Annotated in this window: 21 protein-coding genes and 2 pseudogenes; 14 read left to right on the top strand and 9 right to left on the bottom strand. The window is 69.0% G+C overall.

All coding sequences use genetic code 11. From position 1 onward, the window contains the following. The first annotated feature begins 50 nt into the window (after positions 1-50). Together AC1DDH_RS04935 and AC1DDH_RS04940 are read left to right on the top strand one after the other, a co-directional pair. On the top strand, positions 51-2,174 hold the full coding sequence (locus AC1DDH_RS04935) for a S9 family peptidase (protein WP_476954958.1): 2,124 nt from the start codon (positions 51-53) through the stop codon (positions 2,172-2,174). Positions 2,175-2,234: 60 nt separating this feature from the next. Further along, positions 2,235-2,768: an amino-acid N-acetyltransferase gene (locus AC1DDH_RS04940; protein WP_476954959.1), complete on the top strand. Its 534-nt coding sequence runs from the start codon at positions 2,235-2,237 to the stop codon at positions 2,766-2,768. Here AC1DDH_RS04940 and AC1DDH_RS04945 read toward each other — a convergent pair. Continuing rightward, on the bottom strand, positions 2,755-2,907 hold the full coding sequence (locus AC1DDH_RS04945; RefSeq protein WP_476954960.1) for a hypothetical protein: 153 nt from the start codon (positions 2,905-2,907) through the stop codon (positions 2,755-2,757). The genes AC1DDH_RS04940 and AC1DDH_RS04945 overlap by 14 nt on opposite strands. A gap of 94 nt (positions 2,908-3,001) precedes the next feature. Here AC1DDH_RS04945 and AC1DDH_RS04950 point away from each other — a divergent pair, with 94 nt between their 5' ends. The 4 genes from AC1DDH_RS04950 to dhaM all read left to right on the top strand — a co-directional run bounded on the left by AC1DDH_RS04950 (position 3,002) and on the right by dhaM (position 5,745). Beyond that, positions 3,002-3,283 carry a hypothetical protein gene (locus tag AC1DDH_RS04950; RefSeq protein ID WP_476859503.1) on the top strand — a complete coding sequence of 94 codons (282 nt, stop codon included), beginning with the start codon at positions 3,002-3,004 and terminating at the stop codon, positions 3,281-3,283. Positions 3,284-3,440: 157 nt separating this feature from the next. Further along, positions 3,441-4,442 carry a dihydroxyacetone kinase subunit DhaK gene (dhaK, locus tag AC1DDH_RS04955; RefSeq protein WP_476849901.1) on the top strand — a complete coding sequence of 334 codons (1,002 nt, stop codon included), beginning with the start codon at positions 3,441-3,443 and terminating at the stop codon, positions 4,440-4,442. A gap of 2 nt (positions 4,443-4,444) precedes the next feature. Further along, positions 4,445-5,077: a dihydroxyacetone kinase subunit DhaL gene (dhaL, locus tag AC1DDH_RS04960; protein WP_223914688.1), complete on the top strand. Its 633-nt coding sequence runs from the start codon at positions 4,445-4,447 to the stop codon at positions 5,075-5,077. Continuing rightward, positions 5,074-5,745 (top strand): dihydroxyacetone kinase phosphoryl donor subunit DhaM, encoded by a 672-nt coding sequence (dhaM, locus tag AC1DDH_RS04965; RefSeq protein ID WP_476954961.1) that lies wholly within the window; start codon positions 5,074-5,076, stop codon positions 5,743-5,745. Before dhaL ends, dhaM begins: the two co-directional genes overlap by 4 nt. A gap of 3 nt (positions 5,746-5,748) precedes the next feature. Here the strand turns inward: dhaM and AC1DDH_RS04970 are convergent, their stop codons facing one another. Continuing rightward, on the bottom strand, positions 5,749-6,246 hold the full coding sequence (locus AC1DDH_RS04970) for a hypothetical protein (protein WP_476849899.1): 498 nt from the start codon (positions 6,244-6,246) through the stop codon (positions 5,749-5,751). 16 nt (positions 6,247-6,262) lie between these two features. After that, positions 6,263-7,099, bottom strand: coding sequence for an HhH-GPD family protein (locus tag AC1DDH_RS04975; protein ID WP_476954962.1), 837 nt, complete (start codon positions 7,097-7,099; stop codon positions 6,263-6,265). A gap of 275 nt (positions 7,100-7,374) precedes the next feature. Here AC1DDH_RS04975 and AC1DDH_RS04980 point away from each other — a divergent pair, with 275 nt between their 5' ends. Beyond that, positions 7,375-8,091 (top strand): hypothetical protein, encoded by a 717-nt coding sequence (locus AC1DDH_RS04980; protein WP_476954963.1) that lies wholly within the window; start codon positions 7,375-7,377, stop codon positions 8,089-8,091. A 56-nt stretch (positions 8,092-8,147) separates the two neighbouring features. On the opposite strand, the gene disA is transcribed toward AC1DDH_RS04980, so the two are convergent. Next, complete coding sequence (disA, locus tag AC1DDH_RS04985) at positions 8,148-9,224, bottom strand: DNA integrity scanning diadenylate cyclase DisA (protein ID WP_018774911.1); 1,077 nt, start codon at positions 9,222-9,224, stop codon at positions 8,148-8,150. A 376-nt stretch (positions 9,225-9,600) separates the two neighbouring features. Between disA and AC1DDH_RS04990 the strand changes: the two genes are divergently transcribed. Together AC1DDH_RS04990 and AC1DDH_RS04995 are read left to right on the top strand one after the other, a co-directional pair. Further along, positions 9,601-11,214: a peptide chain release factor 3 gene (locus AC1DDH_RS04990; RefSeq protein ID WP_079552135.1), complete on the top strand. Its 1,614-nt coding sequence runs from the start codon at positions 9,601-9,603 to the stop codon at positions 11,212-11,214. A gap of 172 nt (positions 11,215-11,386) precedes the next feature. Continuing rightward, positions 11,387-12,745 (top strand): protein kinase domain-containing protein, encoded by a 1,359-nt coding sequence (locus AC1DDH_RS04995; protein ID WP_476859583.1) that lies wholly within the window; start codon positions 11,387-11,389, stop codon positions 12,743-12,745. A 59-nt stretch (positions 12,746-12,804) separates the two neighbouring features. Here AC1DDH_RS04995 and AC1DDH_RS05000 read toward each other — a convergent pair whose 3' ends face one another. Beyond that, positions 12,805-14,013 carry a PucR family transcriptional regulator gene (locus AC1DDH_RS05000; protein ID WP_476849894.1) on the bottom strand — a complete coding sequence of 403 codons (1,209 nt, stop codon included), beginning with the start codon at positions 14,011-14,013 and terminating at the stop codon, positions 12,805-12,807. A 97-nt stretch (positions 14,014-14,110) separates the two neighbouring features. On the opposite strand from AC1DDH_RS05000, the gene AC1DDH_RS05005 reads away from it, so the two are divergent. Continuing rightward, entirely contained in the window at positions 14,111-15,190 is a 1,080-nt protein-coding gene (locus AC1DDH_RS05005) for a ferredoxin reductase (protein WP_028276907.1), read from the top strand. A 13-nt stretch (positions 15,191-15,203) separates the two neighbouring features. After that, positions 15,204-16,415 carry a fatty acid desaturase family protein gene (locus AC1DDH_RS05010; RefSeq protein WP_243178328.1) on the top strand — a complete coding sequence of 404 codons (1,212 nt, stop codon included), beginning with the start codon at positions 15,204-15,206 and terminating at the stop codon, positions 16,413-16,415. 320 nt (positions 16,416-16,735) lie between these two features. Here AC1DDH_RS05010 and AC1DDH_RS05015 read toward each other — a convergent pair. The 4 genes and pseudogenes from AC1DDH_RS05015 to AC1DDH_RS05030 all read right to left on the bottom strand — a co-directional run. Continuing rightward, positions 16,736-17,077: pseudogene (locus tag AC1DDH_RS05015) on the bottom strand (class I SAM-dependent methyltransferase); the annotation flags it as partial. 37 nt (positions 17,078-17,114) lie between these two features. Further along, positions 17,115-19,121: pseudogene (locus AC1DDH_RS05020) on the bottom strand (heavy metal translocating P-type ATPase); the annotation flags it as partial. A 157-nt stretch (positions 19,122-19,278) separates the two neighbouring features. Continuing rightward, positions 19,279-20,652, bottom strand: a complete 1,374-nt coding sequence (radA, locus tag AC1DDH_RS05025; protein ID WP_476954964.1) for a DNA repair protein RadA — start codon at positions 20,650-20,652, stop codon at positions 19,279-19,281. Between the two features lie 85 nt (positions 20,653-20,737). Next, the gene (locus AC1DDH_RS05030; RefSeq protein ID WP_230007454.1) at positions 20,738-21,865 is read right to left on the bottom strand and encodes an FUSC family protein; all 1,128 of its coding nucleotides are present in this window, start codon (positions 21,863-21,865) and stop codon (positions 20,738-20,740) included. Positions 21,866-22,140: 275 nt separating this feature from the next. Here AC1DDH_RS05030 and pstS point away from each other — a divergent pair, with 275 nt between their 5' ends. The 3 genes from pstS to pstA all read left to right on the top strand — a co-directional run bounded on the left by pstS (position 22,141) and on the right by pstA (position 25,516). After that, a complete protein-coding gene (gene pstS / locus AC1DDH_RS05035) occupies positions 22,141-23,262 on the top strand; it encodes a phosphate ABC transporter substrate-binding protein PstS (RefSeq protein ID WP_476849890.1) in 1,122 nt (373 codons plus the stop codon). A gap of 211 nt (positions 23,263-23,473) precedes the next feature. Beyond that, positions 23,474-24,406, top strand: a complete 933-nt coding sequence (pstC, locus tag AC1DDH_RS05040) for a phosphate ABC transporter permease subunit PstC (protein WP_223914675.1) — start codon at positions 23,474-23,476, stop codon at positions 24,404-24,406. Further along, positions 24,407-25,516: a phosphate ABC transporter permease PstA gene (gene pstA, locus AC1DDH_RS05045; RefSeq protein WP_459383616.1), complete on the top strand. Its 1,110-nt coding sequence runs from the start codon at positions 24,407-24,409 to the stop codon at positions 25,514-25,516. It abuts the gene before it with no gap. Positions 25,517-25,562 lie beyond the last annotated feature (46 nt).

Below are 25,562 nucleotides of genomic sequence, written 5' to 3' on the forward strand. Positions count from 1 at the left end.
TCTTAGTGAACGTTTTGTGATCGATGCCACATTCGGTGTTGAATCGGTGCATGGCTGCTAAGGACTCAGAGACCCTGAGCGAACAACCCGAGACCCCCTTCCACGATCTGGACCACTACCTCGCGATCCCCAGAGTGAGCGGTTTGACGCTGAGCCCGGACGGCACCCGGCTGGTGACCACAGTGGCGACCCTCGGCGCGAAGGGCACCGAATACTGCACCGCGCTGTGGGAGGTGGATCCGGGCGGGGCCAAACAGGCCCGCCGGATCACGCGCAGCGCCAAGGGGGAGGCCGGTGCGGTGTTTGCCGCCAACGGCGACCTGTACTTCACCTCGGCCCGTCCCGATCCGGAGAGCCCCGAGGCAGACCCGGTGAACGCCCTATGGATCCTGCCGTCCGACGGCGGCGAAGCCCGGGTGGCCTTGTCCCGGGCCGGCGGAATCGGCGGGGTCCACGCCGCCAAGGACGCCGACACCGTGGTGGTCGCGGCCTCGGTCCTGGCAGGCTCCACGGACGAGGACAATGACGAGGAACGCCGGAAAGCGCGCAAGGACAACAAGGTCGCGGCCATCCTGCACAGCGGCTACCCAGTCCGCTACTGGGACGCGGACCTGGGCCCGGCGCAGCCGCGGCTGTTCGCCGTCGAACCCGGAGACCCGTTGGAGGCCGGAAAGCCGGCCACCGTCGACGCCGCGCCGCCGCTGAAGCTGCGCAACCTGACGCCCGACGCCGGCACGCGGCTCAGGGACGCCGAATCGGTGCTCAGTCCGGACGGCACGACGATTTACAGCAGTTTCGCCAAGCCCCTCGCCAACGCCGATTCACGTTCCGTGCTGGTCGCCATCGACGTCGCCACCGGCACCCGCACGGTCCTGCTGGACACAGAAGGCCTGAGCTACTTCCCGGGCCCGGTCAGCCCGGACGGCCGGAGCCTGGTGGTGGTCAGCGAAAGCGACACCACGCCGCTGGCGGCGCCGCAGGTCAAGCTGCACCTCCTCCACGTCACTGGCCCGGCGGCAGGGGGCAGCGCCCTGACGCCGCTCGCCCATGACTGGGACCGCTGGGCCCGCCCCGCCGCATGGCTGCCGGACGGATCGGCCCTGCTGGTCACCGCCGACGAGGACGGCGCATCGCCGGTATTCCGGATCGGTGTGGCCGGAGACCCGGACGGGGCGGCCCCGGTGCTACGCCTGACGGCCGACGCCGCGGCGTACACCGACGTCGTCGTCGCACCGGACGGACACAGCGCCTACGCCCTGCGCAGCTCCTACGAATTCCCCGCCGAACCTGTGCGGATCGACCTCGCCTCCGGTGACGTCGTCCGCCTGCCCGCGCCCGCGGAACGCCCGCACTTCAAGGGCACGCTGGAGCGCGTGGAGACGACGGCGGCCGGCGGCGCCCGTGTGCCCGCGTACCTGGCCCTGCCCGAGGGCGCGTCCGCCGCGGCCCCGGCCCCGCTGCTGCTCTGGATCCATGGCGGCCCGCTGGGATCCTGGAACGCCTGGACGTGGCGCTGGAACCCGTGGCTGCTGGTGGCGCGCGGCTACGCGGTGCTGCTCCCGGACCCTGCCCTCTCCACCGGCTACGGTCAGGAACACATCCAGCGCGGCTGGGGGGAATGGGGCAAGGCTCCGTTCACCGACCTGATGGCCATCACCGACGCCGTCGTGCAGCGCTCCGACATCGACCAGACGCGCACGGCAGCCATGGGCGGCTCGTTCGGCGGGTACATGGCCAACTGGGTGGCCGGGCAGACGGACCGCTTCAAGGCAATCGTCACGCACGCCAGCCTCTGGGCCCTGGACCAGTTCGGCCCCACCACCGACGCCGCGCAGTACTGGCTCAAGGAGATGACGGCAGAGATGGCGCTGGAGAACTCCCCGCACCTGCACGTGGAGAACATCCGCACTCCCATGCTGGTCATCCATGGCGACAAGGACTACCGCGTGCCGATCGGCGAGGGACTCCGGCTCTGGTACGAGCTGCTCGCCAAGTCGCAGCTGGCGGCGGACGGAAACGGCGAAACGGACCACCGTTTCCTGTATTTCCCGGACGAGAACCACTGGATCCTGCAGCCGCAGCACGCCAAGGTCTGGTACGGCGTCGTGGAGCACTTCCTGGCCAGAAACCTGCTGGACAAGGACGTTCCCGTCCCCGACGAACTAGGTCTCTGACGGCCCGGGGCCGTGCCGGCAGGGAGCCGGCCGCGCCCGGGGCACCCGTAAGATTGGGCTGTGACTGAGACCGTGACTGAGACCGCCACTGAGACGATCCGCATCCGCCCCGCCCGCACCGACGACGTTGGCGCCATCAAGACCCTCGTGGCGCCGCTGGCTGACCAGCGGATCCTCATGGCCAAGGAAACCGTGGCCTATTACGAAAGCCTGCAGGAGTTCCGGATCGCAGAATCCGAAGACGGCGAGGTGATCGGCTGCGGGGCGCTGCACGTCATGTGGGAGGACCTCGCCGAGGTCCGCACCCTCGCGGCCTCGGACACCTGGCGCGGCAAGGGCGTGGGCCACGCGCTGGTGGAGCGCCTGCTGGAGGATGCCCGCGCGCTGGGAGTCTCCCGGGTCTTCTGCCTGACGTTCGAAGTGGAGTTCTTCAAGAAGCACGGCTTTGAAGTCATGGCTGACCAGACCGCCGTCGACCCCGTGGTGTATTCCGAGCTCCTGCGCTCGCACGACGAAGGCGTGGCCGAGTTCCTGGACCTGGCGCGGGTTAAACCGAACACGCTGGGCAACACCAGGATGATCAAGGAGCTGTAGCCCCGGCCGGGTTGCGGCTGCGCCCGGGCCAGCGACGGCTGCGCCCCGGCCGGCGAGGGCGGCCCCGGTCGGCGAAGGCGGCGTCCCGGCCGGCGAAGACGGCGCCGGCATCGGCGGCCGCCAGGAACTCGACGTCCACGCAGGGCTTCCCTTCAATAAATTTGATGGATAAACTGATGCCGGCCCAGGGGGTGGGCCGCCATACTTCCGGAGGCAAAAAATTGCACAAAGCCGTGATTTTTCCCGATCTCTCCGCAATCCACAGGTCAATCGCCAGCGCTCCGGCAGGGCCGCCGGACCAGCCGCTGGAAGCGCTGCCGCCCGAGCCCGCCAACCACTCCTCGCCCGGCGCCGGCGCCGGCGTGACGGGGCAGACCGCCGGGGCGGTATCTGCCGCGTCAGGACCGCCGGCCGCGTCCCGCGCCCGCAAGGGCCGGCTCACCGCGCCGCCGTTCTCATGGCTGGGCGTGGATGCCTGGCCGCATTCTCCGGCGTGGGCCGACCAGCAAGCCTGAAGCGCGGGGGTTCGGAACGCACGGCCACAACCCCGCCGCCCCGGGATTCGCAGCCCGCCAGGGAGCCCGGGCCGGGGGAACGGGGAGCCTACCGCCGGCCGTGCCCCGGTAGTAGGGTCTAAGCAAGCAGCCAGGACACCATCCAGGGAGCACCGCCATGAAGAAACTCATCAATGATCCCAAAGCCGTGGTCGACGAGTCAGTGGAAGGGTTCGGGCTTGCTCACGCCGACCTCGTGACCGTCTTCCCGGACCCGAAGTACATCGTGCGCAAGGACGCTCCCGTCGCAGGGAAAGTCGGGCTCGTCTCCGGCGGCGGCAGCGGACACGAGCCGCTGCACGGCGGGTACGTGGGCCTGGGCATGCTCGACGCCGCCGTCCCGGGCGCCGTGTTCACCTCTCCCACTCCGGACCAGATCCTGCCGGCCACGCTGGCCGTAAGCTCCGGCGCCGGCGTCGTGCACATCGTGAAGAACTACACCGGTGACGTCCTGAACTTCGAAACCGCCGCCGAACTCGCGCAGGCCGAAGGCGTCGAGATCCGCACCGTGCTCGTCAACGACGACGTCGCCGTGGAGGATTCGCTGTACACGGCCGGGCGCCGGGGCGTTGGCGGCACCGTCCTGGTCGAGAAAATTGCCGGTGCGGCCGCGGAGCGCGGTGACAACCTGGACGCCGTCGCCGCGATCGGTGACCGCGTCAACCAGAACGTGCGCAGCATGGGCGTGGCGCTGTCCGCCTGCACCGTTCCGCATGCCGGGGTGCCCAGTTTTGAGCTCGAGGAAAACGAGATCGAGATCGGCATCGGCATCCACGGCGAACCGGGACGGCACCGCATCCCGATGGAAAACGCCGACGGCATCACCGACCGGCTCCTGGATCCGGTGGTCAGCGACCTCGGCCTTGCTTCCGGGGACCAGGTGCTCCTGTTCGTCAACGGCATGGGCGGCACCCCGCAAAGCGAGCTGTACATCGTCTACCGCAGGGCCGCGCAGAAACTGGCCGAGCAGGGCGTCACCGTGGCCCGCTCCCTGGTGGGCAACTTCATCACCTCCCTCGAAATGCAGGGCTGCTCCATCACTGTCCTGCGCCTCGATGACGAGATGACAACGCTCTGGGACGCTCCAGTGCACACTCCGGCCCTTCGCTGGGGCGTCTGACCGTGGGCTTGGACGTCGGCTGGGCGGTGCGGTGGCTGACGCTTTCGGCGCAGGCCATGGCGGAACACCGGGTGGAACTGATCGAGCTGGACCGGCCCATCGGGGACTCGGACCACGGCGAGAACATGGACCGCGGCTTCAGGGCCGTGATGGACAAACTTGCCGAGGCGCCGCCGGAAACCCCGGCCGCGGCGCTGAAACTGACGGCCATGACGCTGATGTCCAAGGTTGGCGGGGCGGCCGGCCCGCTTTACGGCACGGCGTTCCTGCGGGCCGCCACGGCCCTGGGTGAGAGCTCCGACGTCGACGCCGCCACCCTCGCCGCCGCGCTGCAGGCCGCCCGCGACGGGATCGTCGCCCGCGGCAAGGCCGAATCCGGCGACAAGACCATGGTGGACGCCTGGACTCCCGCGATCGAGGCGGCCGCCGCAGCGGCTGGCGACGGCGACGGGGACGTCAGAAAGGTGCTGCTTGCCGCGGCGGAAGCCGCCGAAGCCGGCGCCGTGTCCACGGATCCGATGCTCGCCCGCAAGGGCCGGGCCAGCTACCTGGGGGAGCGCAGCATCGGCCACCGCGACCCCGGAGCGGTCTCCAGCGCGCTGATTCTGCGCGCCGCGGCCGGAGCGGCCGAATGACAGTCCGGCTGGTGGTCGTCTCGCACAGCTCCAAGATCGCGGACGGCGCCGTCGAACTCGCCGCGCAGATGGCTCCCGACGTCCTGATCCTCCCCGCCGGCGGCACCGACGACGGCCGCATCGGCACGAGCCTGGACAAGGTCATGGCGGCCCTGGAGCAGGCTGCCGGTGACGGTGTGGTGGTGCTCGCCGACCTCGGCTCCGCGGTGATGACGGCCGAGTCCGCTGCGGAGTTTGCAGCCGATCCAGGCTCGGTGCTGATTGCTGACGCGCCCATCGTCGAAGGACTCGTCGCGGCCGCGGTGGCTGCCCAGGCAGGGGCCGAAGCGGCAGCGGTGAAGGACGCGGCCGAGGCCGTCTACCGGCCCCCCGCCCATCCCGCGGAGGCGGGGCATGTGCACCAGCAGCCGCCGGACGCCACCGGGGACTTTGTGCTCGTCAACCAGACCGGCATGCATGCCCGGCCGGCAGCGAAGATCGCCGGAGGCCTGTCCGCCATGGACGCCGAGGTGACCGTGAACGGCGCCGATGGCGCCTCCATGACCGAGCTCATGATGCTTGCCGCCGGCAAGGGAGCCGTCCTGCACGTGGAGGCCAGCGGCCCGGACGCCGCCAAGGCGGTCGACTACCTTGAACGCCTGGTCGGCTCGGGGTTCGGAGAACCGTAAGCGCTAGGGTGCCTGGCGGAGGCCGGCCGCGTCGAGCACCACGCTGGCGGTGATGAAGGTTCCGCACTGCTCACCAAACGGGTGTGCCGCCCGGGGCGTGAACGCCGCGGTCCGGGCCGGCAGCGGGTTCCCGGCGGTGTCCGTGCCCGTGGCCGTCACCTCGATCCGGCTGGCGCTCAGCGTCTCCATCATCAGCATTCCGGTCAGGGTGCCGTCGGGCGAAGAAGTGGCCGAGCAGACGCCGTCGCCGCCGTAGGGGCCGGGCTCGCAGCCTTGGTCCACGGCCGTGCTTCCGGGAACCAGTTCGAGGTCCGCCTCCTTGCAGCGGCCGTCCTGGCAGGCGGCCAGGTGGATGGTCCGCACTGACGGGGCGTACTCCCGGTCCACCGTGAGCGACACAACGGGCGCCTGGGCGATCGCCGGGCAGGCGGCCTCCGGCCGGCACGCGACAGCCACGACTGCGGTGAGGACCAGCACGGCCGCGGCCGCCAGCTTGCGCATGCTCCAGCGTAGATCCTCAGCCCGGGAGCCGGAAGCCGCCCTGGTGCAGTTCGGCGAGGCCGTCGCCCAGCAGCCCTGCCAGCGCCCGTTCCAGCTGCTCGGGGGCCGCGTTGAGCCGGTGCAGGTCCGCGAGCGGAATGCCGATGCCCTGCGGTTCGAAGCCCAGGTCCGCGGGAGCCTGGTGGAACAGGACCGGCGCCACGGGCTCCTCGGCTGCCCGCAGGACGGCCATCACGGCGCCGCGTACCTGCCGGTCCGTGCCGTGCCAGGCCTGTCCCTTGGGCGTGTACGTCGGCGCCGGCTCCCCGGCCGCCAGCCAGGCGCAGGACTCCCGGACAGGGCACTGGCCGCACTTGGGGGTCCGCGCAGTGCAGACCAGGGCGCCGAGTTCCATGACGGCGGCGTTCCAGCGCACCGAGGCGCCGGGGCGTTCCGGAAGCAGCGATGCCGCCAGCCGCATTTCGGCGGCGGTCAGGGCCTGCGCCGGCAGGGCAGAGCCGGTGACCAGCCGCGCGTGGACCCGGCGGATGTTCGTGTCCACCACCGTTTCGCGGCATCCGTAGGCGAACGCGGCGACGGCCGCGGCCGTGTAGCTGCCCACGCCCGGCAGGTCCAGGAGCTCGGTGTAGGTGCCGGGGACGGCCCCGCCGTGGCTGTCCCTGATGGCGACGGCGGCAGCATGAAGGCGCAGGGCGCGCCGGGGATATCCCAGCCGGCCCCAGGACCGGACGGCCTCCCCGGCGGGTTCGCCGGCCAGATCTGCCGGTTCCGGCCAGCGGCGCAGCCACTCCTCCCAGACCGGCAGGACCCGGACCACCGGCGTCTGCTGGAGCATCACTTCGCTGACCAGCACACCCCAGGGCGAGCAGTCCGCGGCCCGCCACGGCAGATCCCTGGCGTTGGACGCGAACCAGTCATCCAGGGCCGCATGGAGCGCTGGGAGATTGTCGGCACGGCCGGGCGCCCCGGCGGGCAGGGGGTCCCGCGGTGCCGCGGCGGATACGGGGGGCGTGGGGGCTAGAGTTTCGATCCATTCAGCGTAATAGATCGGGGTAACGGATCGGGACGGCGTCAGGTCCCGCGGCGTGGTCGGGCGCCATAGCCCGCGCGGTTCTCTAGGCTAGAAGAATGGTCAGGCAAGGCACTTCAGGTACGGGCGGTTCGCGGCCGAAAGGTTCCGCCCCGGGGCAATCCGGGCGCAAATCCGGACGGCCCCCGCTGCTCCGGGTCTACCGCCGCCGCCGGCTGTTTGCAGGGGTGGTCCTGCTGCTCGCCATCGCCGTAGCCTTCGGCGGCTTTGTGGCGGTCTCGAATGCCATGGGCGGAGGCCAGTCCGCCGGCGCCCAGCCGTCCGGGGCAGGAGCGTCGCCGGCGGCCAGCCCGGCTGGCTCCGCGTCGGGGAGCCCGACGGCGTCCGGGGAGGCTTCGGCCTCACCCACGGCCACTTCGGGGGAGGGCTGCGAGCAGAATCTGATCACCGTTACGGCCGCCACCGACAAACAGGCTTACACCGCCGGTGAGAAGCCGCTGCTGAGCCTCACGGTGACCAACAACAACAAGGTCCCGTGCGAGGTCAACATCGGGACGTCGCAGATGGAGTACATGATCACCAGCGGCTCGGACCGGATCTTCTCCTCCAAGGACTGCCAGGCGGAGAGCGCGGACCTGATGAAGACCATTGCTCCGGGCAAGAGCGAGACGGCGAACTTCCCGTGGCAGCGCAACCGCACGGTGCAGGGCTGCGAGCCCGTCGAGGCCACGCCCGGTGCCGGCGGCGCCTACTACGTCTTCACCGCGCGGCTGGCGAACAAGAACAGCCCCAAGGCCGTGTTCCAGCTCAGCTGACCCGCATAACTCCTGTTACCCCCCCCGATTACCCCCCGGTGGGCTTGTGGAGGGGGTTAGAGGAAGCGGTCCAGCAGGCTGGCCTCGGCCATGCGGCTCAGGCCCTCCCTGACGGTCCTGGCACGCTGGTCACCGATCCCGTCGACGGTCATGAGGTCATCGATTGTTGCCGCCATCAGGAACTGCAGGCCGCCGAAGTGGTCGACGAGCCGGTCGGCGACGGCCTTCGGCACGGCCTTGAGCCCGGAGAGCAGGCGGTAGCCGCGCGGCTGCACGACGGCGTCGAGGTTGGCCTCGCCGCCGGCGAAGCCGACGATCCCGGCGATCTTGCCCAGGTCGATCAGCTCGGTTGGGCCCAGGCTGACGAGGGCCTTGACCGCTTTGTCGATGTCCTCCGCTGTTGCGGCCGGCCCGGAGTAGTCGCGGATGATGACGTCGCTGCCCGGGCCGCGGCCGACGGTGAGCTCGTCCAGCTGCAGCGAGAGCAGGCGGCCGTCCTCGCCCAGTTCCAGGACGTACTGGGAGATTTCCTCGGAGATCCTGCGCACCATTTCCTGGCGCTGCAGGGTGACCGCGACGTCACGGACCGTCACCATGGCCTCGATTTCCAGGGCCGAGAGCGAGCTGGTGACCTGGTCCAGGCGCGAGCGGTAGCGTTCCAGGGTTGCCAGGGCCTGGTTGGCGCGGGCCAGGACCTTTTCGGAGCCCTCCAGGACGTGGCGCAGCCCGTGCACGTACAGCGCGATGATCTGCATTGACTGGCTGACCGAAATGACCGGGACGCCCGTCTGGATGGCCACGCGTTCCGCGGTCCGGTGCCTGGTGCCCGATTCCTGCGTTTCGATGCTCGAATCCGGGACGAGCTGGACCGCCGCGCGCAGGATGTTGCTGGCATCCTTGTCGCAGACGATGGCGCCGTCCATCTTCGCCAGTTCCCGCAGCCGGGTGGGGGAGAAGTCGATGCCGATCTCGAAGCCGCCCGAACAGATGGACTCGATGGTCCTGTCGATGCCCAGCACGATCAGCGCGCCGGTCCGGCCGCGGAGGATGCGTTCCAGGCCGTCGCGGAGGGCTGTGCCCGGTGCCACCCTGGCCAGGGTCGCCTTGAGCGCATCTTCAGGGCTCCGAGCCATAGATTTCCCTTCAAAGGTGCAGGAACGAGCCTGCAAGTGCGCCGGATTCCAGGGTCTCCCGGCAGGATCAAAGTACTCAGTTCCCCGCTCTCCCCATGATAGGGGTAAAGCAAGGCCACTTCCGCACAGGCAAGCCTTAAAGTGGTCCATTGCGGCGTGCCGCCGCGGCCCTCCTGAAGGGCTGCCCCGGGCGCCGTCCGTGACGGCATTTTGGCGCCGCAAGGCCGCAGCTTTGTGCCCGGGCCTCGCGCAGCTTCATGCGCGGTCCGGACGCAGCTTCGACCGTGGTCCGCGGCCTGCGATAAACTTGGATCCTTGGGTGTACCGCGGGCTCTCCGCGCCGTGACCCGTCCACTGCCGCAGCGAAAGTAGCATCGTGTCTCAAGAAGTCCTCAGCCCCGCCCGAGTCCAGGAGATTCACAAGCAGGCGGCCCGGCGCCGGACTTTCGCGGTCATTTCGCACCCCGACGCCGGCAAATCCACCCTGACGGAGGCCCTGGCGCTGCACGCAAAGGTGATCGGCACGGCCGGCGCCTCCAGCGGAAAGGCCAACCGCAAGGAGACGGTCTCGGACTGGATGCAGATGGAAAAGGACCGCGGCATCTCCATCAGCTCTGCCGCTCTGCAGTTCGCCTACCGGGACACCGTCATCAACCTCCTGGACACCCCGGGCCACGCCGACTTCTCCGAGGACACCTACCGCGTGCTCGCGGCCGTGGACTGTGCCGTCATGCTGGTCGACGCAGCGAAGGGCCTGGAAACCCAGACCATGAAGCTCTTCGAGGTCTGCAAGCAGCGCAACCTGCCCATCATCACTGTCATCAACAAGTGGGACCGGCCCGGCCTGGACGCCCTGGCGCTGATGGACGAGATCACCGAGCGCACCGGCCTGCAGCCGATGCCGCTGACCTGGGCTGTTGGCATCTCCGGCGACTTCCGCGGCGTCTGGGACCTGCGCAACGACCGCTTCGCGCAGTTCAAGCGCAACAACGCCGGCGCCAACATCGCCCTCACCGAATACTTCACCCCCGACGAGGCCGCCGCCAGCCAGGGCGACGACTGGTCCAACGCCGTGGACGAGGCCGGGCTGGTCATCGAATCCAACCTGGCGTTCGACGTCGCGGCCTTCCACGCCGGCAAGGCGACGCCGATCCTGTTCAGCTCGGCCGCGCTGAACTTCGGCGTCAAGGAAATCCTCGACGCCCTCGTCGACTTCGCCCCGCCCGCTGCCCCGCGGCCCGACGTCGACGGCGACCCCCGCCCCGTGGATGCCCCGTTCGCCGGGTTCGTCTTCAAGGTCCAGGCCGGCATGAACAAGGCCCACCGCGACCACGTTGCCTTCATCCGTGTCTGCTCCGGCATGTTCGAGCGCGGCATGGTGGTCACCCAGGCCCGGACGGGGAAATCCTTCGCCACCAAGTACGCCCAGCAGGTTTTCGGCCGCGAACGCGAGGTGATCGACGAGGCCTTCCCGGGCGATGTGGTGGGCCTCGTGAACGCCTCCTCCCTCCGGGTGGGGGACAGCCTGTTCCTGGACCAGCCCGTGGAGTTCCCGGCGATCCCGCTGTTCGCCCCGGAGCACTTCCAGGTGGCGCGCTCCAAGGACCCGAGCCGGTTCAAGCAGTTCCGCCGCGGCATCGAACAACTCGAGCACGAGGGTGTCATCCAAGTGCTCCGCTCCGACATCCGCGGTGACCAGGCGCCCGTTCTTGCCGCCGTCGGCCCCATGCAGTTCGAAGTGGTCGAGGACCGCATGGCGCACGACTTCAGCGCCCCGATGCGGCTGGAGCGGCTCCCGTATTCCATGGCCCGGATCTCGACCGCCGACGCCATGCCGGCGCTGGCCAACGTCCCCGGCGCCGAAGTCCTGTTGCGCTCCGACGGGGAATACCTGGCCCTGTTCAACGACGTCTGGGCCCTGCGCCGGATCGAAAAGAACCACCCTGACCTCACCCTGGTGCCGATCGGGACCCACAACCCCGCAAAATAGCCCAAGGCGGCGGACCGAAAGGGGCCCGGGAAGTCTTCCGGAATCCGGTTTCCGCGTTATGATAAGTAAGCTTGCTTATGGTGCGGGTGCCGGGATTTGTCCCGGCTTTGGACTGATCCGCCCGCTTCCAGCGGCGGCCCCATTAGAGGGACCACGTAGACCTTTGACAACCATGGACCCCGGTTTCCTGCTCAGCGGGCGCTACCGGATCGAAGAACTCATTGGCAGGGGCAGCCAATCGAGCGTGTACCGTGCCACGGACGAGGTCCTGGGGCGTGAAGTGGCAGTCAAACTCTTCCGCGACGGGACAGTGGACGAAGAGCGGACCCGCAGGCAGGCCGATGAAGTGCGGATCCTGGCGGGGATGGCCCACCACGCCCTCGTGACACTGTTCGACGCCGGCACGGACCTCAGCGACCCGACCCGCCGGCTCAGTTATCTGGTGATGGAACTCGTCCGCGGCCCCGACCTGCGCCGCCGCTCGGCCGAGGGTCCGCTGTCGGCGGCCCACATGGCGCTGATCGGACACGATCTCGCCGACGGTCTTGCGCACATCCACCACCACGGCATCATCCACCGGGACGTCAAGCCGGCCAACATCCTGCTCGTGGACTACAGCGTCGAGGACCGGCGCGCCCGCGCCAAACTCAGCGACTTCGGCGTGGCCATCACCATCCGCGAAGGCCACCACGGCGACCCCGATGACAGCTCCGGCACCCCGGCCTACCTCAGCCCTGAACAGGCTGCCGGCGAACCGGCAGGCCCCGCCAGCGACGTCTATTCGCTGGGGCTGGTCCTGCTGGAAGGCCTGACAGGGAAAATGGCCTATCCGGGCGCGCCGGTGCAGTCCGCCCTGGCCCGGTTGCTCCACGACCCGGACGTCCCCGAAGACATCGCGCCCATGTGGGCGGCCCTGCTGACCTCCATGCTGGACAGGGATCCGGCCGCCCGCCCGCCGGCCCGGGAAGTGTCCCTGGCCCTGCGCCAGGAAGTCATCAGCGGCACAGGACGCCGCCGCCGGGACCCGGCCGCGCTGTTGACCGACGAAGAAGGGCGCATGCGTGCGGTCGAGCGGTACCGGATCCTGGACACTCCCGCGGACGGCGTCTTTGACCGGATCGCGGCGCTGGCCGCACGCATGTTCTCGGTGCCCGTGGCGATTGTCAGTGTTGTGGACCATGACCGGATCTGGTTCAAGTCCCACCACGGCACGGATGTCACGGAAATCGGCCGGGACCCCGGATTGTGCGCCTCCGCCGTCCTGCAGGGCGATGCCTGGATTGTCCGGGACGCCGTCAACGATCCCCGGACGCTGGCCAACCCCCTCGTGGCAGGCGAGTTCGGCCTGCAGTTCTATGCCGGGGTGCCGCTGCGCACTCCGGACGGCTACAATCTGGGCACCTTCTGCATCCTGGACCGTGAGCCCCGCGAGTTCAGCGATGAGGACACTGCCGCGCTGGAGGACCTGGCGGCGCTCGTGATGCACGACCTGGAGCTGCGGCTCCACAGCCGGCGGGCGCTCGCCGGGTAACCTGCGGTCCGCCGGCGGGCGCTCGCCGGGTAACCTGCGGTCCGCCCGACGGGCTTGGCCTACCGCCGGCCGGCGTGCAGGGCCAGTTCGAGTTCGAAGCGCGCCGTTGGGTCCTCGAGGGCGTCGCCAAAGAGCTCGCGCAGCTGCGCTGCCCGGTAGCCCACGGTCTGCGGGTGGATCCCGAGCTCGGCGGCCACGGGCGCCCGCTGGCCCCAGTGGCGCAACCAGGAGAGCAGGGTTTCGGCGAGCCGGTCGCGCTGTGCGGGCCGGAGCCCTTCCAGCGGCGCGAGACGGCGGTTGGCGAGTTCGGTGATCGCCGAGGGCTCTGCACCGAGAATCACCTGCGCCAGGTGCTCGTCGGCCCAGATCGGGGGATCATCCGGTCCCTCCCGCGGAGGCAGTGCTGCGGCGGCCAGCACGGCCAGCCGCAGCGAATCCGGAACCCTCTCCCAGCCCCCGGCCGGTCCCACGGAAGCGCCGCGCCCCTTCAGGGCACGGTCCAGGTCGTCCCGGGCGGAGCGCGACATCCGCGCCGGCACCAGGGCGACAACATCGGTCTCGCGCTCAATCACAAGGGTGCCCGGGCCCAGGCGCAGCCGCAGCCCGGCCGCGCGGTCCAGCGGCAGCGTCACCACCGCCATGCGCTGGGGCAGGGACCAGTCCGCCATCGCCGCCGTCTGGCGCAGGGCCGCCTCGTCCGCCTGGCCGAGCAGGAGCAGGTCCAGCAGTTCGGTGCGCCGCCGGTCCACTGCTCCGGCCCGTTCGGACTGCTCAAAGGCGTAGGCCTCGGCGCTGACCGCTGACAGCTCATCGATGTACGCGAGGATCGATTCGCCCAGATCCACCACGACGCCCTGGCCCAGATGATGTTCCACTGAGACTTTGGACATCTCCCGGAACGTCACGCGGGCGCCCATCCGGTAGGCGCTCAGGAGCGCGTCCATGCTCCGCCCCTGCCGGAACTCGCCGCTGCCCAGCCCGGCCACCAGCTCCCGGCTTTCCTCGGACAGCGCTGGCAGCCGGGTCCCGGGCAGTTGCAGGAAGCGGTCCAGTGCCGCGGCCACGCCCCTGCGCAGCCCCCTGCCAAAGCGCCCCTCGATCGGTCTGGCGTACGCCGGGACGAGCTGCGGGACGGCTTCGATGATGGCCTCCACAATGCCGGGCATCCGCGGCCGCAGCATGTCGCTGACCTCCCGCGGCAGGGCCAGCCAGGGAGGATCGTAGGCGGGGGTGGGGCCGGCAGGCTCCCGGGCAGGGGATGTGTTCATGAACAGTCCGATGAGTTGTTGCGGCGGGATAGTTTTCTTGAGTCGATCGTATGCCTTGGGTGAAGAAGTATGGCGCAATCTGACATAAGCTTGATGAATGATCCGGCTCCGTAAGCTGGCGCGCGCCGCATCTCTACTGACCACCCCACTAGCTCCAGAAGACATTCTGTCGCTGTTCAATCCTGTGTTTTCCGCCCGCCAATTGCGCGGCGTAGTCACCAGGGTGGTTCCAGAAACGGCCGATTCCGCCACCATTTTCTTCCGTCCCGGCCGCGGCTGGCAAGCACATCTTGCCGGCCAGTGGGCCCGTATTGGCGTCGAGCTCGACGGTGTCCGCCACTGGCGGTCCTACTCGCTCAGCGCCCCCGCCGGACAGGACCCGGCAATCACCGTGACCGACATGGGCGCCGTCTCCGGGGCCCTCGTGCGCGGCACCAAGCCCGGCGACGTCCTGTTCCTGGCGCCCCCGCAGGGCGATTTCGTCCTGCCCGAGCATCCGCGGCCGCTGCTCATGCTCACGGCCGGCAGCGGGATCACCCCGGTGATGTCGATGATCCGCACGCTCGTTCCGCACCGCCCGGATTCGGACGTCGTCCTGATCCACACAGCCCGCACCGCTGCGGACACCATCTTCCGTGAAGAACTCGCCGAGCTCGCCGACCAGTTCCCCAACCTGCGCGTCACGCACTGGTTCACCGGTGAGAGCGGACGGCTGGACTTCACCTCGGCCGCCGACCTGGACCGGCTCTGCCCGGACTGGCGCCAGCGCGCCGCCTACGCATGCGGTCCGGAAGGGTTCCTCAACGACGCCGAGGCGCTGTGGGAGGCCGAAGCGGAGGACGCCCAGCAGGCCGCGGCCAGCTCGGGCACCCTGACCATCGAACGCTTCAGCACCAGCCTCGCCGGCGGCGCCGGGCACGACGGCGGCCTGGTCACCTTCGAGGCCTCCGACCGTGAAGTCGAGGCCGATGGCGACACCCCGCTGCTCGATGTCGGCGAGGACGCCGGCATCCTCATGCCCAGCGGCTGCCGGATGGGTATCTGCCACAGCTGCCTCATCCCGCTGCGGGCCGGCCACGTCCGTGACCTGCGCACCAACGAAGTGCACGGCGAGCCCGGCCAACTAATCCAGACGTGCGTGTCGGCAGCCGCCGGCCCCGTTAACCTCGACCTCTGAGGAGTATCACCGCATGACGATTGTTTCCAACAAACCGGACCTTTCCGACGCCGACACCCCCGCCACCAGCGGTTCAGCCGACACAGCAAAGGTCGTCACGGTCGCGAAGACGCGGCCCGGCGCCCTCGCCGAGACCGGCAGCCCGTTGCTGCGTCCGCCCGCGGCCGCCCACCTCTCCGACGAGCAGGTGGCGGAGCTGGGGCGCGAACTCGACGCCATCAAGGATGACATCCTCGCCAAGCGCGGGTCCGCCGATGCCGCCTACATCCGCCGCATGATCAAGATCCAGCGCGGCCTGGAGCTCTCCGGCCGTGCCCTGCTCCTTGTCAGCAAGAAGAAGCCCGCCTGGTTCGCCGGCACCGCGCTGCTGAGCTTCGCCAAGATCCTGGAAAACATGGAACTTGGGCATAACATCCTGCACGGGCAGTGGGACTGGATGCGGGACCCGGACATCCACTCCACCACCTGGGAATGGGACTTCGTCACCCCCGCGCGCTCCTGGCAGCACACCCACAACGATCTCCACCACCGCTGGACAAATGTGGTCGGCAAGGACAACGACATCGGATACAACCTGCTGCGGATGGATCCGGACCAGAAATGGACGCCCTTCAACCTGGGCAACCCGCTGTACAACGCGCTGCTGGCACCGGTCTTCGAGTGGGGCATCGCGATCTACGACCTCGAACTGGTGGACTACAAAGAGGGCCGGAAGTCCAAGGAAGCCCTGACCAAGGACCTGAAGGCCCTCGGCCGCAAGGCACTGACGCAGTTCACCAAGGACTACGCCGCCACTCCCGCCGTCGCCATGCTGACCGGTTCCGGCAAGCAGGCCCTCTACGGCACTCTGACCGCCAACGCCGTCCGCAACGTGTGGGCGCACGCAGTGATCTTCTGCGGCCACTTCCCCGAAGGCACCGACACCTTCACCGAGGAAATGGTGGAGGGCGAGACCCGCGGTGACTGGTATGTGCGGCAGATGATCGGCTCGGCCAACATCTCCGGCTCCAAGTTCATGCACCTCATGACCGGCAACCTCTCGCACCAGATTGAGCACCACCTGTTCCCGGACCTGCCCTCGAACCGCTACGCGGAGGTGCAGCCGAAGGTGCAGGAGATCTGCAAGCGCTACGGACTGCCGTACACCACGGGTCCGCTGCTGAAGCAGGTCGGCTCCACGTGGGCGAAGATCTTCAAGCTGGCCCTGCCGCCCAAGAAGGCCTAGCAAGTCCAGGCCGGCTCAGCCGGAGCGAAATCATGAGAGGGGCGTCTGCCATCGCGGCAGGCGCCCCTCTTCGTTGTGCCGGGACGGGGTCAGGATTTGCCCGCCACGCCGAGGACGTGGGCCAGCCGCGGATTGCCGGGAAGCACCGAAAAGCCGAAGCGCTCGATGCCCTGCACGCTCAGGCCTGCCGCGGCGATCATGGCTGCGGTGTCACGGTTCGGGTGGCATCCGCCTGCCAGCCGGCCCCACAGCGGTGTGAGCAGGTCTTCGGCAGCCCCCAGCAGGCGGTGCGCTGAGCGGACATGTTCGTAGAACAGCAGCAGGCCGCCGGGGCGCAGGACCCGGACCACCTCCGCCAGGGCGAGGGACGGGTCCGCCACACTGCACAGCACCAAACTGGAGACGACGACGTCGGCCGAGGCATCCGCCGCCGGCAGCGTTTCCGCCACGCCGTCCCTCACCGTGACGGGCACAGGCGCCTTGCCGGCGGCGGCGAGGGCCAGCGCACGAAGCGTGGGGTCCGGTTCGAGGGCCAGCACGCCGGACACCGTGGAAGGGTAGAACGGGAAGGTGGCCCCGTAGCCCGCCCCGATTTCGATGACGAAGCCGTGCGCCGGCGCGACGAGCCGGCGGCGGTGCTCTGCTGCGCCGCGGGCGTCCATCCGCGGACCCACCCGGGCATACGATCTCCCGAATGACGAAGGCGAGGACACCGGCAGCCAGCGGCACCGAGATGATGTTGTATCCGGTGGCCCACACGAGGTTTTGCCACATCTTCCGGTAGCTCGCCCTGGAAAGATCGAGCATTGACAGCACAGCCCGCGGATCGTTGCCGGCCAGGACCACACCGGCGGATTCCACGGCCACGTCCGTGCCGCCGCCAATCGCGATCCCCACCTCCGCCCGTGCCAGCGCGGGGGAGTCGTTGACGCCGTCGCCCACCATGGCCACCTTCAGCCCGCGGCCCTGGAGCTCCGCCACTTTCTTGTCCTTGTCGGCGGGGAGGACCTCTGCGAACACTTCGTCGATGCCGAGCTCGGCGGCGACGGCGTGCGCCACCTGCCGGGCGTCGCCGGTGACCATGGCCACCTTGATGCCGCGTGCCTGCAGGGCCCGGACGGCCTGGCGGGACTCGGGCCGTACAGCGTCCTCGAGGCTGACAGCACCCAGGACCCTGCCGCTGTCCACGACGTGGAGCACCGCTGCGCCGCGCTCCAGCCAGGTGCCGGTCGTGGCGGCCAACTCCGGCGGCTCCTGCAGACCCAGCTCCCGGAGCAGGGCCGGACCGCCCACCTGGACCGTGCGGCCATCGACCGTGGCGCGGACCCCGCGGCCGGTCAGCGACGTGAACCCGTCCGCCGTCGGAAGCTTCAGTCCCCGTTCCCGGGCGGCGGCAACGATTGAGCGGGCAAGAGGATGTTCGCTGTCAGCCTCCACGGCGGCCGCGAGTGCCAGCACCGTATCCTGCGCGGCGTCTTGGCCGGTTGTTCCCGCGTCTGCGGCGGCGACTTCCTTGAGTTCCGGTTCGCCCCTGGTCAGGGTTCCGGTCTTGTCGAACAGCACGACATCGACTGTCCGCATGCGCTCCAGCGCCATCCGGTTCTTGATCAGGACGCCCGCCCGGGCGGCGCGCTCGGTGGAAATGGCGATGACGAGCGGGATGGCAAGGCCGAGGGCGTGGGGGCAGGCGATTACCAGGACCGTCACGGTGCGGGTGACCGCGTCTCCTATGCTGCCCATCAGGGTCCAGAAGATGAACGTCAGGACGCCGGTGCCGGCTGCGAAGTAGAAGAGGAAGGCCGCGGCCCGGTCGGCCAGGGCCTGGGCCCGGGAGGAGGACGCCTGCGCCTCGGCCACGAGGCGCCGGATCCCGGCGAGGGCCGTGTCCTCGCCGATGGCCGACACCCGGACCCGCACGGAGTTGTCAGTGGCGATGGTTCCGGCCACCACGGGATCCCCCGGGGCCCGCAGGACGGTTTTTGATTCGCCCGTGATCATGGATTCGTCGAATTCGGCCTGGCCGCCGCTTACGGTGCCGTCGGCCGGCATCCGGCCGCCGGGGCGGACCAGGATGGTGTCCCCGGCGCGGAGTTCGGCGAGGCTGACGGTCTCCGTGCCGGCGGACGTCACGCGTTCCGCTTCGTCGGGCAGCAGCGCCGCCAGGGCATCCAGCGCACCCTGCGCCGAGCCGAGGGCGCGCATCTCGATCCAGTGGCCCAGCAGCATGATGGGGACCAGCAGCGCCAGCTCCCACCAGAAGTCGAGATCGAAACCGCCGATGCCGAGGCTGGTCACCCACGAGGCGATAAAGGCGACGCTGATGGCCATGGCAATCAGCAGCATCATCCCCGGTTTTCGCGTCTTCAGTTCATTGAGTCCGCCCTTGAGGAACGGACGGCCGCCGTAGAGGTAGATCGCCGTGCCGAACACCGGCGGGATCCACGCTGAGCCGGGGAAGGCGGGAGGAGCGTAGCCCAGGAGTTCCGCGAACATGGGGCTGAAGAAGACCACCGGCACGGCCAGGGCCAGTGACAGCCAGAACCTGTCCCTGAACATCGCGACGCTGTGCCCGGCATGCTGGCCGTGGCTGTGTACCGTGTGCTCATCCGCGGCGGAGCCCACGGCATGGTTGCCGTGCGGCGTCCCGCCCGGGCTGTGGTTCCTGAGGCCCTGGTCCGCGCCGGGGCTGCTGTGCCGGTGTTCCATGGTGTGTGCTCCTGACGGATGCTCAGTCATCTGCGGCTACGCCAAACATACCCCCGGGGGGTATCTTTGGCAAGAGGGCATTTCCAGCCTCAGCGGACCTCGATAACGCCCATCATCCCGAGGTCCCAGACCACCAGACCACCCGGCATTCGCGGCGTCAGCTGATCAGCAGTCCCAGGGCCTCGGCCAGGTGGCCGACCTCGCGGACCGAGAAGCCCGCCGGAACCGGTCCGTGCCCGTTGGGGCTGGCCGGTACCACGGCATGGGTGAAGCCGAGCCGGTGCGCCTCCTGGATGCGCTGGTTGATGCCGGGCACCGGGCGGACTTCGCCCGCCAGGCCCACCTCGCCGAAGGCTATGAGCCGCTGGGGGAGCGGCTTCCTGGCCTTGGCCGAAGCCACAGCCAGGGCCACTGCGAGGTCCGTGGCGGGTTCGCTGAGCTTGACCCCGCCGACCGTTGCCACGTATGAGTCGTCCTTGCTCAGCAGGCAGCCGGCGCGCTGCTGCAGGACCGCCAGCAGCATCGCGACGCGCGAGCTGTCGAGCCCGCTGGTGGCGCGGCGGGGCTGGGAGCTGGCGCTCTCGGCGAGCAGCGCCTGCACCTCGGCCAGCAGCGGCCGGCGGCCCTCCAGCGTGACCGTGATGCAGGTTCCCGAAACGGGCTCCTTGGTCCGGGAGACGAACAGCCCACTGGGATCGGCGAGGCCCTCGATGCCGTCCTCGTTCAGATCGAAGCAGCCGACGTCGTCGGTGGGTCCGTAGCGGTTCTTGACCGCGCGCAGCAGCCGCAGCCGCGAGTGCCGTTCGCCTTCGAACTGGCAGACGACGTCCACGAGGTGTTCCAGCAGCCGGGGCCCGGCGATGGAGCCGTCCTTGGTCACGTGCCCGACCAGCAGCGTGGTCATGTTGCGGCGCTTGGCCGCGGCGATCAGGGACGCCGCCACCTCGCGCACCTGGGACACGCCGCCGGCGCTGCCCTCGACGTCGGCGCTGCTGAGGGTCTGCACTGAGTCCACCACCAGCAGGCGCGGCTCCAGCTTCTCCACCTGCCCCAGGGCCTGCCCCAGGTCAGTTTCGGCGGACAGGTACAGGGATTCGGCGACGGCGTCGATCCGGTCCGCGCGGAGCTTGACCTGGGCCGCGGATTCCTCACCGGTGATGTAGAGGACGTCCTGCGCCGTGCGGGCGAACTTGGCCGCAACGTCCAGCAGCAGCGTCGACTTGCCCACCCCGGGCTCGCCCGCCAGCAGGATCACGGCGCCTGGCACCAGCCCGCCGCCGAGCACACGGTCGAGTTCATCCACGCCGGTGGGCAGGAAAGCGGCGGTAGTGGCGTCGACGTCGGCGATCCGGCGGGCCGGTTCCAGGACCGTCGTGGCCGCCGTCGTCCGGGCGACGGCGGTGCCGGTCTCCTCCACGCTGCCCCACGCCTGGCACTCGCCGCAGCGGCCCACCCACTTGGCCGTCGTCCAGCCGCATTCGGCGCATTTATAGCCGGGCGCCTTCGGCCCCCGGGAAGTCTTCGTAGCCATTGGTCCACACTATCGGGGGCCAGCGACAACAAGTGCGCCGGCGGGGGCCAGCGACAACAAGCGCGCCGTGCGCAAGCTGCAGCAGCTACAGCGGGGGCAGGATGTCCCGGGCTTCCTTGGAATCCAGCCCCGCGGCCTCGAGCAGGTCCACCATGAGCGGGCGGAACAGCATGACCACCGTTTCGCCCTCCAGCCGCTGGACGTCCAGTATCCGCGGATGCAGCCGGACGGCGATCTCGCGCAGCTCCGAGCGTGCTGTCCGCAGGTGGGCGCGGCGGGCGCCGTCGTGTACTTCCGCCAGGCCGAGCGAGAGTTCGTCGACGGCGGCGGCCGTCTCCTGCAGGACCTCGGCGATGTTCTGGGTGGCCTCGTCCGAGAGCGCCGCATGGTTGATGGCGCTGGTCAGGCGGCGCGCAAAGACCCGGCTGTTGCGCAGCGCAAGATCGATGTAGTCCAGCGACTGCTCCATCTGGTCCAGCTCGTCCCGGTGCCGCCGGTAGGCTGGGGCCAGGGTTGCCACTTCGCCGGAGGCACGCAGCGACTGGCGCATGGCGTCGACGAGCGGCTGGCAGTTCCGGCCCCGGATGAGGGCATGCCAGGCCTGGGTGGAATCGCTGTAGCTCAGCGCCGAGGCGCATTCCCGCAGCACCTCGGCGAGCTCGTGCAGGAGCTTCTTGACGTCGCTGCGGGGTTCACGCCGCGGATCCTTGGGAACGAGGACGGTCATCAGCAGCGCGAACACTCCGCCCACCACGGCGTCGATGCTGCGGGTGAACGGGCCCCCGATCGGTGCGGGCAGGAGCACCACGAGGACCGACTGCAGGCCCAGTTGCGTCGTGAAAATCGTCCCGCTGTCCAGGAACCTGGCCAGCAGGATGGAGAAAAGGAGCACGACGGCGGCCTGCCAGATTCCGGAGCCCAGCCAGTGCAGCAGCAGGTCTCCGACCACGATTCCGAGCGTGCAGCCCAAGCCCACCTCGATGACGCGGCGCAGTCTGGGGTCGCGGGAAAAACCGAGCGCAATAAGGGATGACGTGGCCGCAAACAACGGCCCGCTGTGACCCAGGACGTATTCTGCGAAAGCGTAAGCGCCCACGGCGCAAGTGGTCATCTGGATGGCCGGGCCCAGGGAGTTCCGGCTCCGGACAAAGCCGGTGCGGACCCGGCCGCGCAGGAATCGTGCGCTTGCGGAGAGTCCAGTCGCGGAGGCCATGCCCTCCAGTCTATTTGCTGCGCCGGGACGGCCGGCACGGCAGGACACGGCACGGGCCGCGGGCACTGCGCGGCCGATACGACTGTGACGCACAGAACACAATGGCCGCCCGGCATATGTAAGCCAATAGTCCCGCGTCGTTCACCGGCCGTTCACTTTGGTCCGCAATTCTCTTCACCTGGGCCACTTACGGTCGGTAAAGGTACAAACCCGTACGCATCCCTGCGGGCCTTCTCCAGGCCCGGCACTCACAGCCCTGGAAGGGGTACAACTCAGTGAAGGCTCTCCGCTTCGGCCGCAACGCGGCTATCGCTGTAATCGCCGTCGGCGCACTTGCGCTGACCGCCTGCGGTTCGGACAACGCAACCAACACGGCCCAGACCGCGGCGCCATCTGCCTCGGGTCCCGCGGTCACCGGCACCCTGACCGGCATCGGTTCTTCCGCCCAGGGCGCAGCCATGGATGTCTGGAAGACCAACTTCGCTACCGCGAACCAGGGCGCAACTGTGCAGTACTCCCCGGACGGTTCCGGCGCCGGGCGCAAGGCGATCCTCGACGGCTCGGCCCAGTTCGCCGGCTCCGATGCCTACCTCAAGGATGACGAGCTCGCCAGCTCCAAGGAAAAGTGTGGTCCCGACGGAGCCATTGACATTCCGGTCTACATTTCCCCGATCGCCGTCGCCTTCAACGTCCCTGGCATCACGGACCTGAAGCTCGACGCCGCCACCGTCGCAAAGATCTTCCGCGGCGAGGTCGCCAACTGGAACGACCCCGCCATCGCGGCCATGAACCCGGGCGTCCAGCTTCCGGACCTCAAGGTCACCCCGGTGAACCGCTCCGATGACTCGGGCACCACCACCAACTTCACCGACTACCTGTCCGCCGTAGCCCCCTCCGTGTGGACCGACAAGGCAGCCGGCGTCTGGCCCGCCAGTCTGAAGGGCGAGAACGCCAAGGGCACCTCCGGCGTCGTCAAGACTGTCACCGACACCCCCGGCGCCGTGACCTACGCCGACGACTCCGCTGTCAGCGGCAAGCTCGGCACCGCGCAGATCAAGGTTGGCGACTCCTTCACGAAGATCTCCGCCGAGGCAGCTTCCAAGGCAGTCGACCAGGGCAAGCCGGTCGAGGGCCGCAACGCCAACGACCTCGCCATCAAGCTGGACCGCACCACCACGGTCGCGGGCGCCTACCCGATCGTCCTGGTGTCCTACCACATCGTCTGCACCAGCTACGACACGCAGGCCACCGCTGACCTGGTCAAGGCCTTCGTCAAGTACGCCGCCTCCGACGCCGGCCAGCAGGCCGCCGCCGACGCCGCCAAGTCGGCGCCGCTGTCCAAGACCCTCCAGGACAAGGCAATGGCTGCCGTCGACTCCGTCAAGGCCAAGGCCTAGGGATACGCTGCGCCGCGAGGCGAAGTGGAAAAAGGCATAGTGGAAACACAGGCCTGATCAAAGGTTCCCTGCATCATGGCGGCCGTCACCGGCGGCCGCCATGGAGCAGGGAACTGACGCGTTTGTTCCATACATCAAGATTTGCCGGGCACCGGCCGCGGAGGCCTCCGCACCCGGCGCCCGGATCCCATCCAAACCGAAGGACCGTGAAGTGACCACCACCTCCCTGACCAAGTCCCGGGGCGCAGGCCACGCCGGTGACAAAGTCTTTTCCGCAGCCACCTTGGCAGCAGGGTGTTTGATCCTCGTCGTGCTCTTCGGCGTGGCACTGTTTCTGGTGATCCAGGCGCTCCCCGCCCTCGTGGCTCCGGCGGACAAGATCCAGGGCGGCGAAGGATTCTTCACCTACATCTGGCCGCTCGTCATCGGCACCCTCATCGCCTCGGTGATCGCTCTCGTGATCGCGACGCCAATCGCGATCGGCGTCGCGCTGTTCATTTCGCACTTCGCGCCGCGCAAGCTCGCCTCCGGCCTGGGTTACGTGATTGACCTCCTCGCGGCCATCCCGTCCGTTGTCTACGGCGCCTGGGGCGTCGCGTTCCTGGCCAAGGAAATCTCGCCGTCGTACAACTGGCTGGCCGAGAACATGGGCTGGCTGCCGATCTTCCAGGGCCCCGCCTCCGCCACCGGCAAGACCATCCTGACGGCCGGCATCGTGCTCGCCGTCATGGTCCTGCCGATCATCACCTCCCTGACCCGCGAAATCTTCCTGCAGACCCCCAAGCTGCACGAAGAGGCCGCGCTGGCGCTCGGGGCCACCCGCTGGGAGATGATCCGGATGACCGTGCTGCCGTTCGGCCGGCCGGGAATCATCAGCGCCGTGATGCTGGGACTGGGCCGGGCCCTCGGCGAGACCATGGCCGTCGCGCTGGTGCTGTCCTCCGGAGCCCTGACCGCCAGCCTGATCCAGACCGGCAACCAGACCATCGCCGCCGAAATCGCCCTGAACTTCCCCGAGGCCAGCGGGCTCAAGGTCAGCACGCTGATCGCCGCGGGCCTGGTGTTGTTCGTCATTACCCTCGGAGTGAACATGATTGCCCGGGGAATCATCAGCCGGCACAAAGAATTCTCGGGAGCCAACTAAATGACCTCCACCCTGACTCCGGTACGCAAGCGCTCGGCGCTGACCAGGGGCCAACTGCCCAAGGCCGCGCCGTACATCGTCCTGGCCGTTGCCTTGATCCTCGGCGCGGCGATCCTCGCGCTGATCGGCTTCAATGCCTTCGGCTGGGGCATCGTCTCCGCCATCCTCTTCGCCGCCGGCCTGGTGGGCTGGAGCCTTGTTGTGGAAGGCGCCCGCAAAGCCAAGGACAAGCTGGCCACCTGCCTGGTTGTGGGGGCCTTCCTGGTTGCCCTGCTGCCCCTGTTCTCGGTGATCTGGACCGTGCTGATCAATGGGCTCCCCGGGCTCCTGGATCCCGGTTTCCTCACCACCTCCATGAACGGTGTCACCGGCGCCTTTGACAACAAGACGGTCGAGGAAGGTGCCCCCCTGCTGGGCGGCATCTACCACGCGCTCATGGGCACCTTGCTGATCACGGTGCTCGCCACCCTTATCTCGGTCCCCGTGGGCCTGCTGACCGCGATCTACCTCGTGGAATACGGCGAGGACCGCGCACTGGCCCGGGCCATCACCTTCTTCGTGGACGTCATGACCGGCATCCCCTCGATTGTCGCCGGCCTGTTCGCCGCCGCCGCGTTCTTCGCGGTGGTCGGCCCGGGCACCAAGACCGGCGCCGTCGCCGCCGTCGCACTGTCGGTGCTGATGATCCCGGTGGTGGTCCGCTCCAGCGAGGAAATGCTCAAGATCGTGCCCAACGAACTCCGCGAGGCCGCCTACGCCCTCGGCGTCCGCAAGTGGCGGACCATCCTCAAGGTGGTCCTCCCGACGGCGATCTCCGGCATCGCGTCCGGCATCACCCTGGCGATCGCCCGCGTGATCGGCGAAACCGCGCCGATTCTGGTCACCGCCGGATTCGCGACCACCATCAACACCAACGTGTTCAGCGGCTGGATGGCCTCGCTGCCGACCTTCATCTACACCCAGATCCTGAACCCCACCTCGCCGTCCAACCCGGATCCGTCCTCCCAACGGGCCTGGGGCGCGGCCCTGGTGCTCATCATCCTGGTGATGCTGCTCAACCTCGGCGCCCGCCTGATTGCCCGCATCTTCGCCCCCAAGACAGGCCGCTAGGCCGTCCGCGCCCGCCGCCCCTACCTCCAGCAAGTGAAGGAACACC

It is taken from the genome of Arthrobacter sp. 10T425 (assembly GCF_056393985.1).

Excerpts from the sequence above, each read along its gene's own strand:
- AC1DDH_RS04935 (WP_476954958.1), top strand. The coding sequence starts at position 51 with ATGGCTGCTAAGGACTCAGAGACCCTGAGCGAACAACCCGAGACCCCC.
- dhaK (WP_476849901.1), top strand. The coding sequence starts at position 3,441 with ATGAAGAAACTCATCAATGATCCCAAAGCCGTGGTCGACGAGTCAGTG.
- dhaM (WP_476954961.1), top strand. The coding sequence starts at position 5,074 with ATGACAGTCCGGCTGGTGGTCGTCTCGCACAGCTCCAAGATCGCGGAC.
- AC1DDH_RS04970 (WP_476849899.1), bottom strand. The coding sequence starts at position 6,246 with ATGCGCAAGCTGGCGGCCGCGGCCGTGCTGGTCCTCACCGCAGTCGTG.
- AC1DDH_RS04980 (WP_476954963.1), top strand. The coding sequence starts at position 7,375 with ATGGTCAGGCAAGGCACTTCAGGTACGGGCGGTTCGCGGCCGAAAGGT.
- disA (WP_018774911.1), bottom strand. The coding sequence starts at position 9,224 with ATGGCTCGGAGCCCTGAAGATGCGCTCAAGGCGACCCTGGCCAGGGTG.
- AC1DDH_RS04995 (WP_476859583.1), top strand. The coding sequence starts at position 11,387 with ATGGACCCCGGTTTCCTGCTCAGCGGGCGCTACCGGATCGAAGAACTC.
- AC1DDH_RS05000 (WP_476849894.1), bottom strand. The coding sequence starts at position 14,013 with ATGAACACATCCCCTGCCCGGGAGCCTGCCGGCCCCACCCCCGCCTAC.
- AC1DDH_RS05005 (WP_028276907.1), top strand. The coding sequence starts at position 14,111 with ATGATCCGGCTCCGTAAGCTGGCGCGCGCCGCATCTCTACTGACCACC.
- AC1DDH_RS05010 (WP_243178328.1), top strand. The coding sequence starts at position 15,204 with ATGACGATTGTTTCCAACAAACCGGACCTTTCCGACGCCGACACCCCC.
- radA (WP_476954964.1), bottom strand. The coding sequence starts at position 20,652 with ATGGCTACGAAGACTTCCCGGGGGCCGAAGGCGCCCGGCTATAAATGC.
- AC1DDH_RS05030 (WP_230007454.1), bottom strand. The coding sequence starts at position 21,865 with ATGGCCTCCGCGACTGGACTCTCCGCAAGCGCACGATTCCTGCGCGGC.
- pstA (WP_459383616.1), top strand. The coding sequence starts at position 24,407 with ATGACCTCCACCCTGACTCCGGTACGCAAGCGCTCGGCGCTGACCAGG.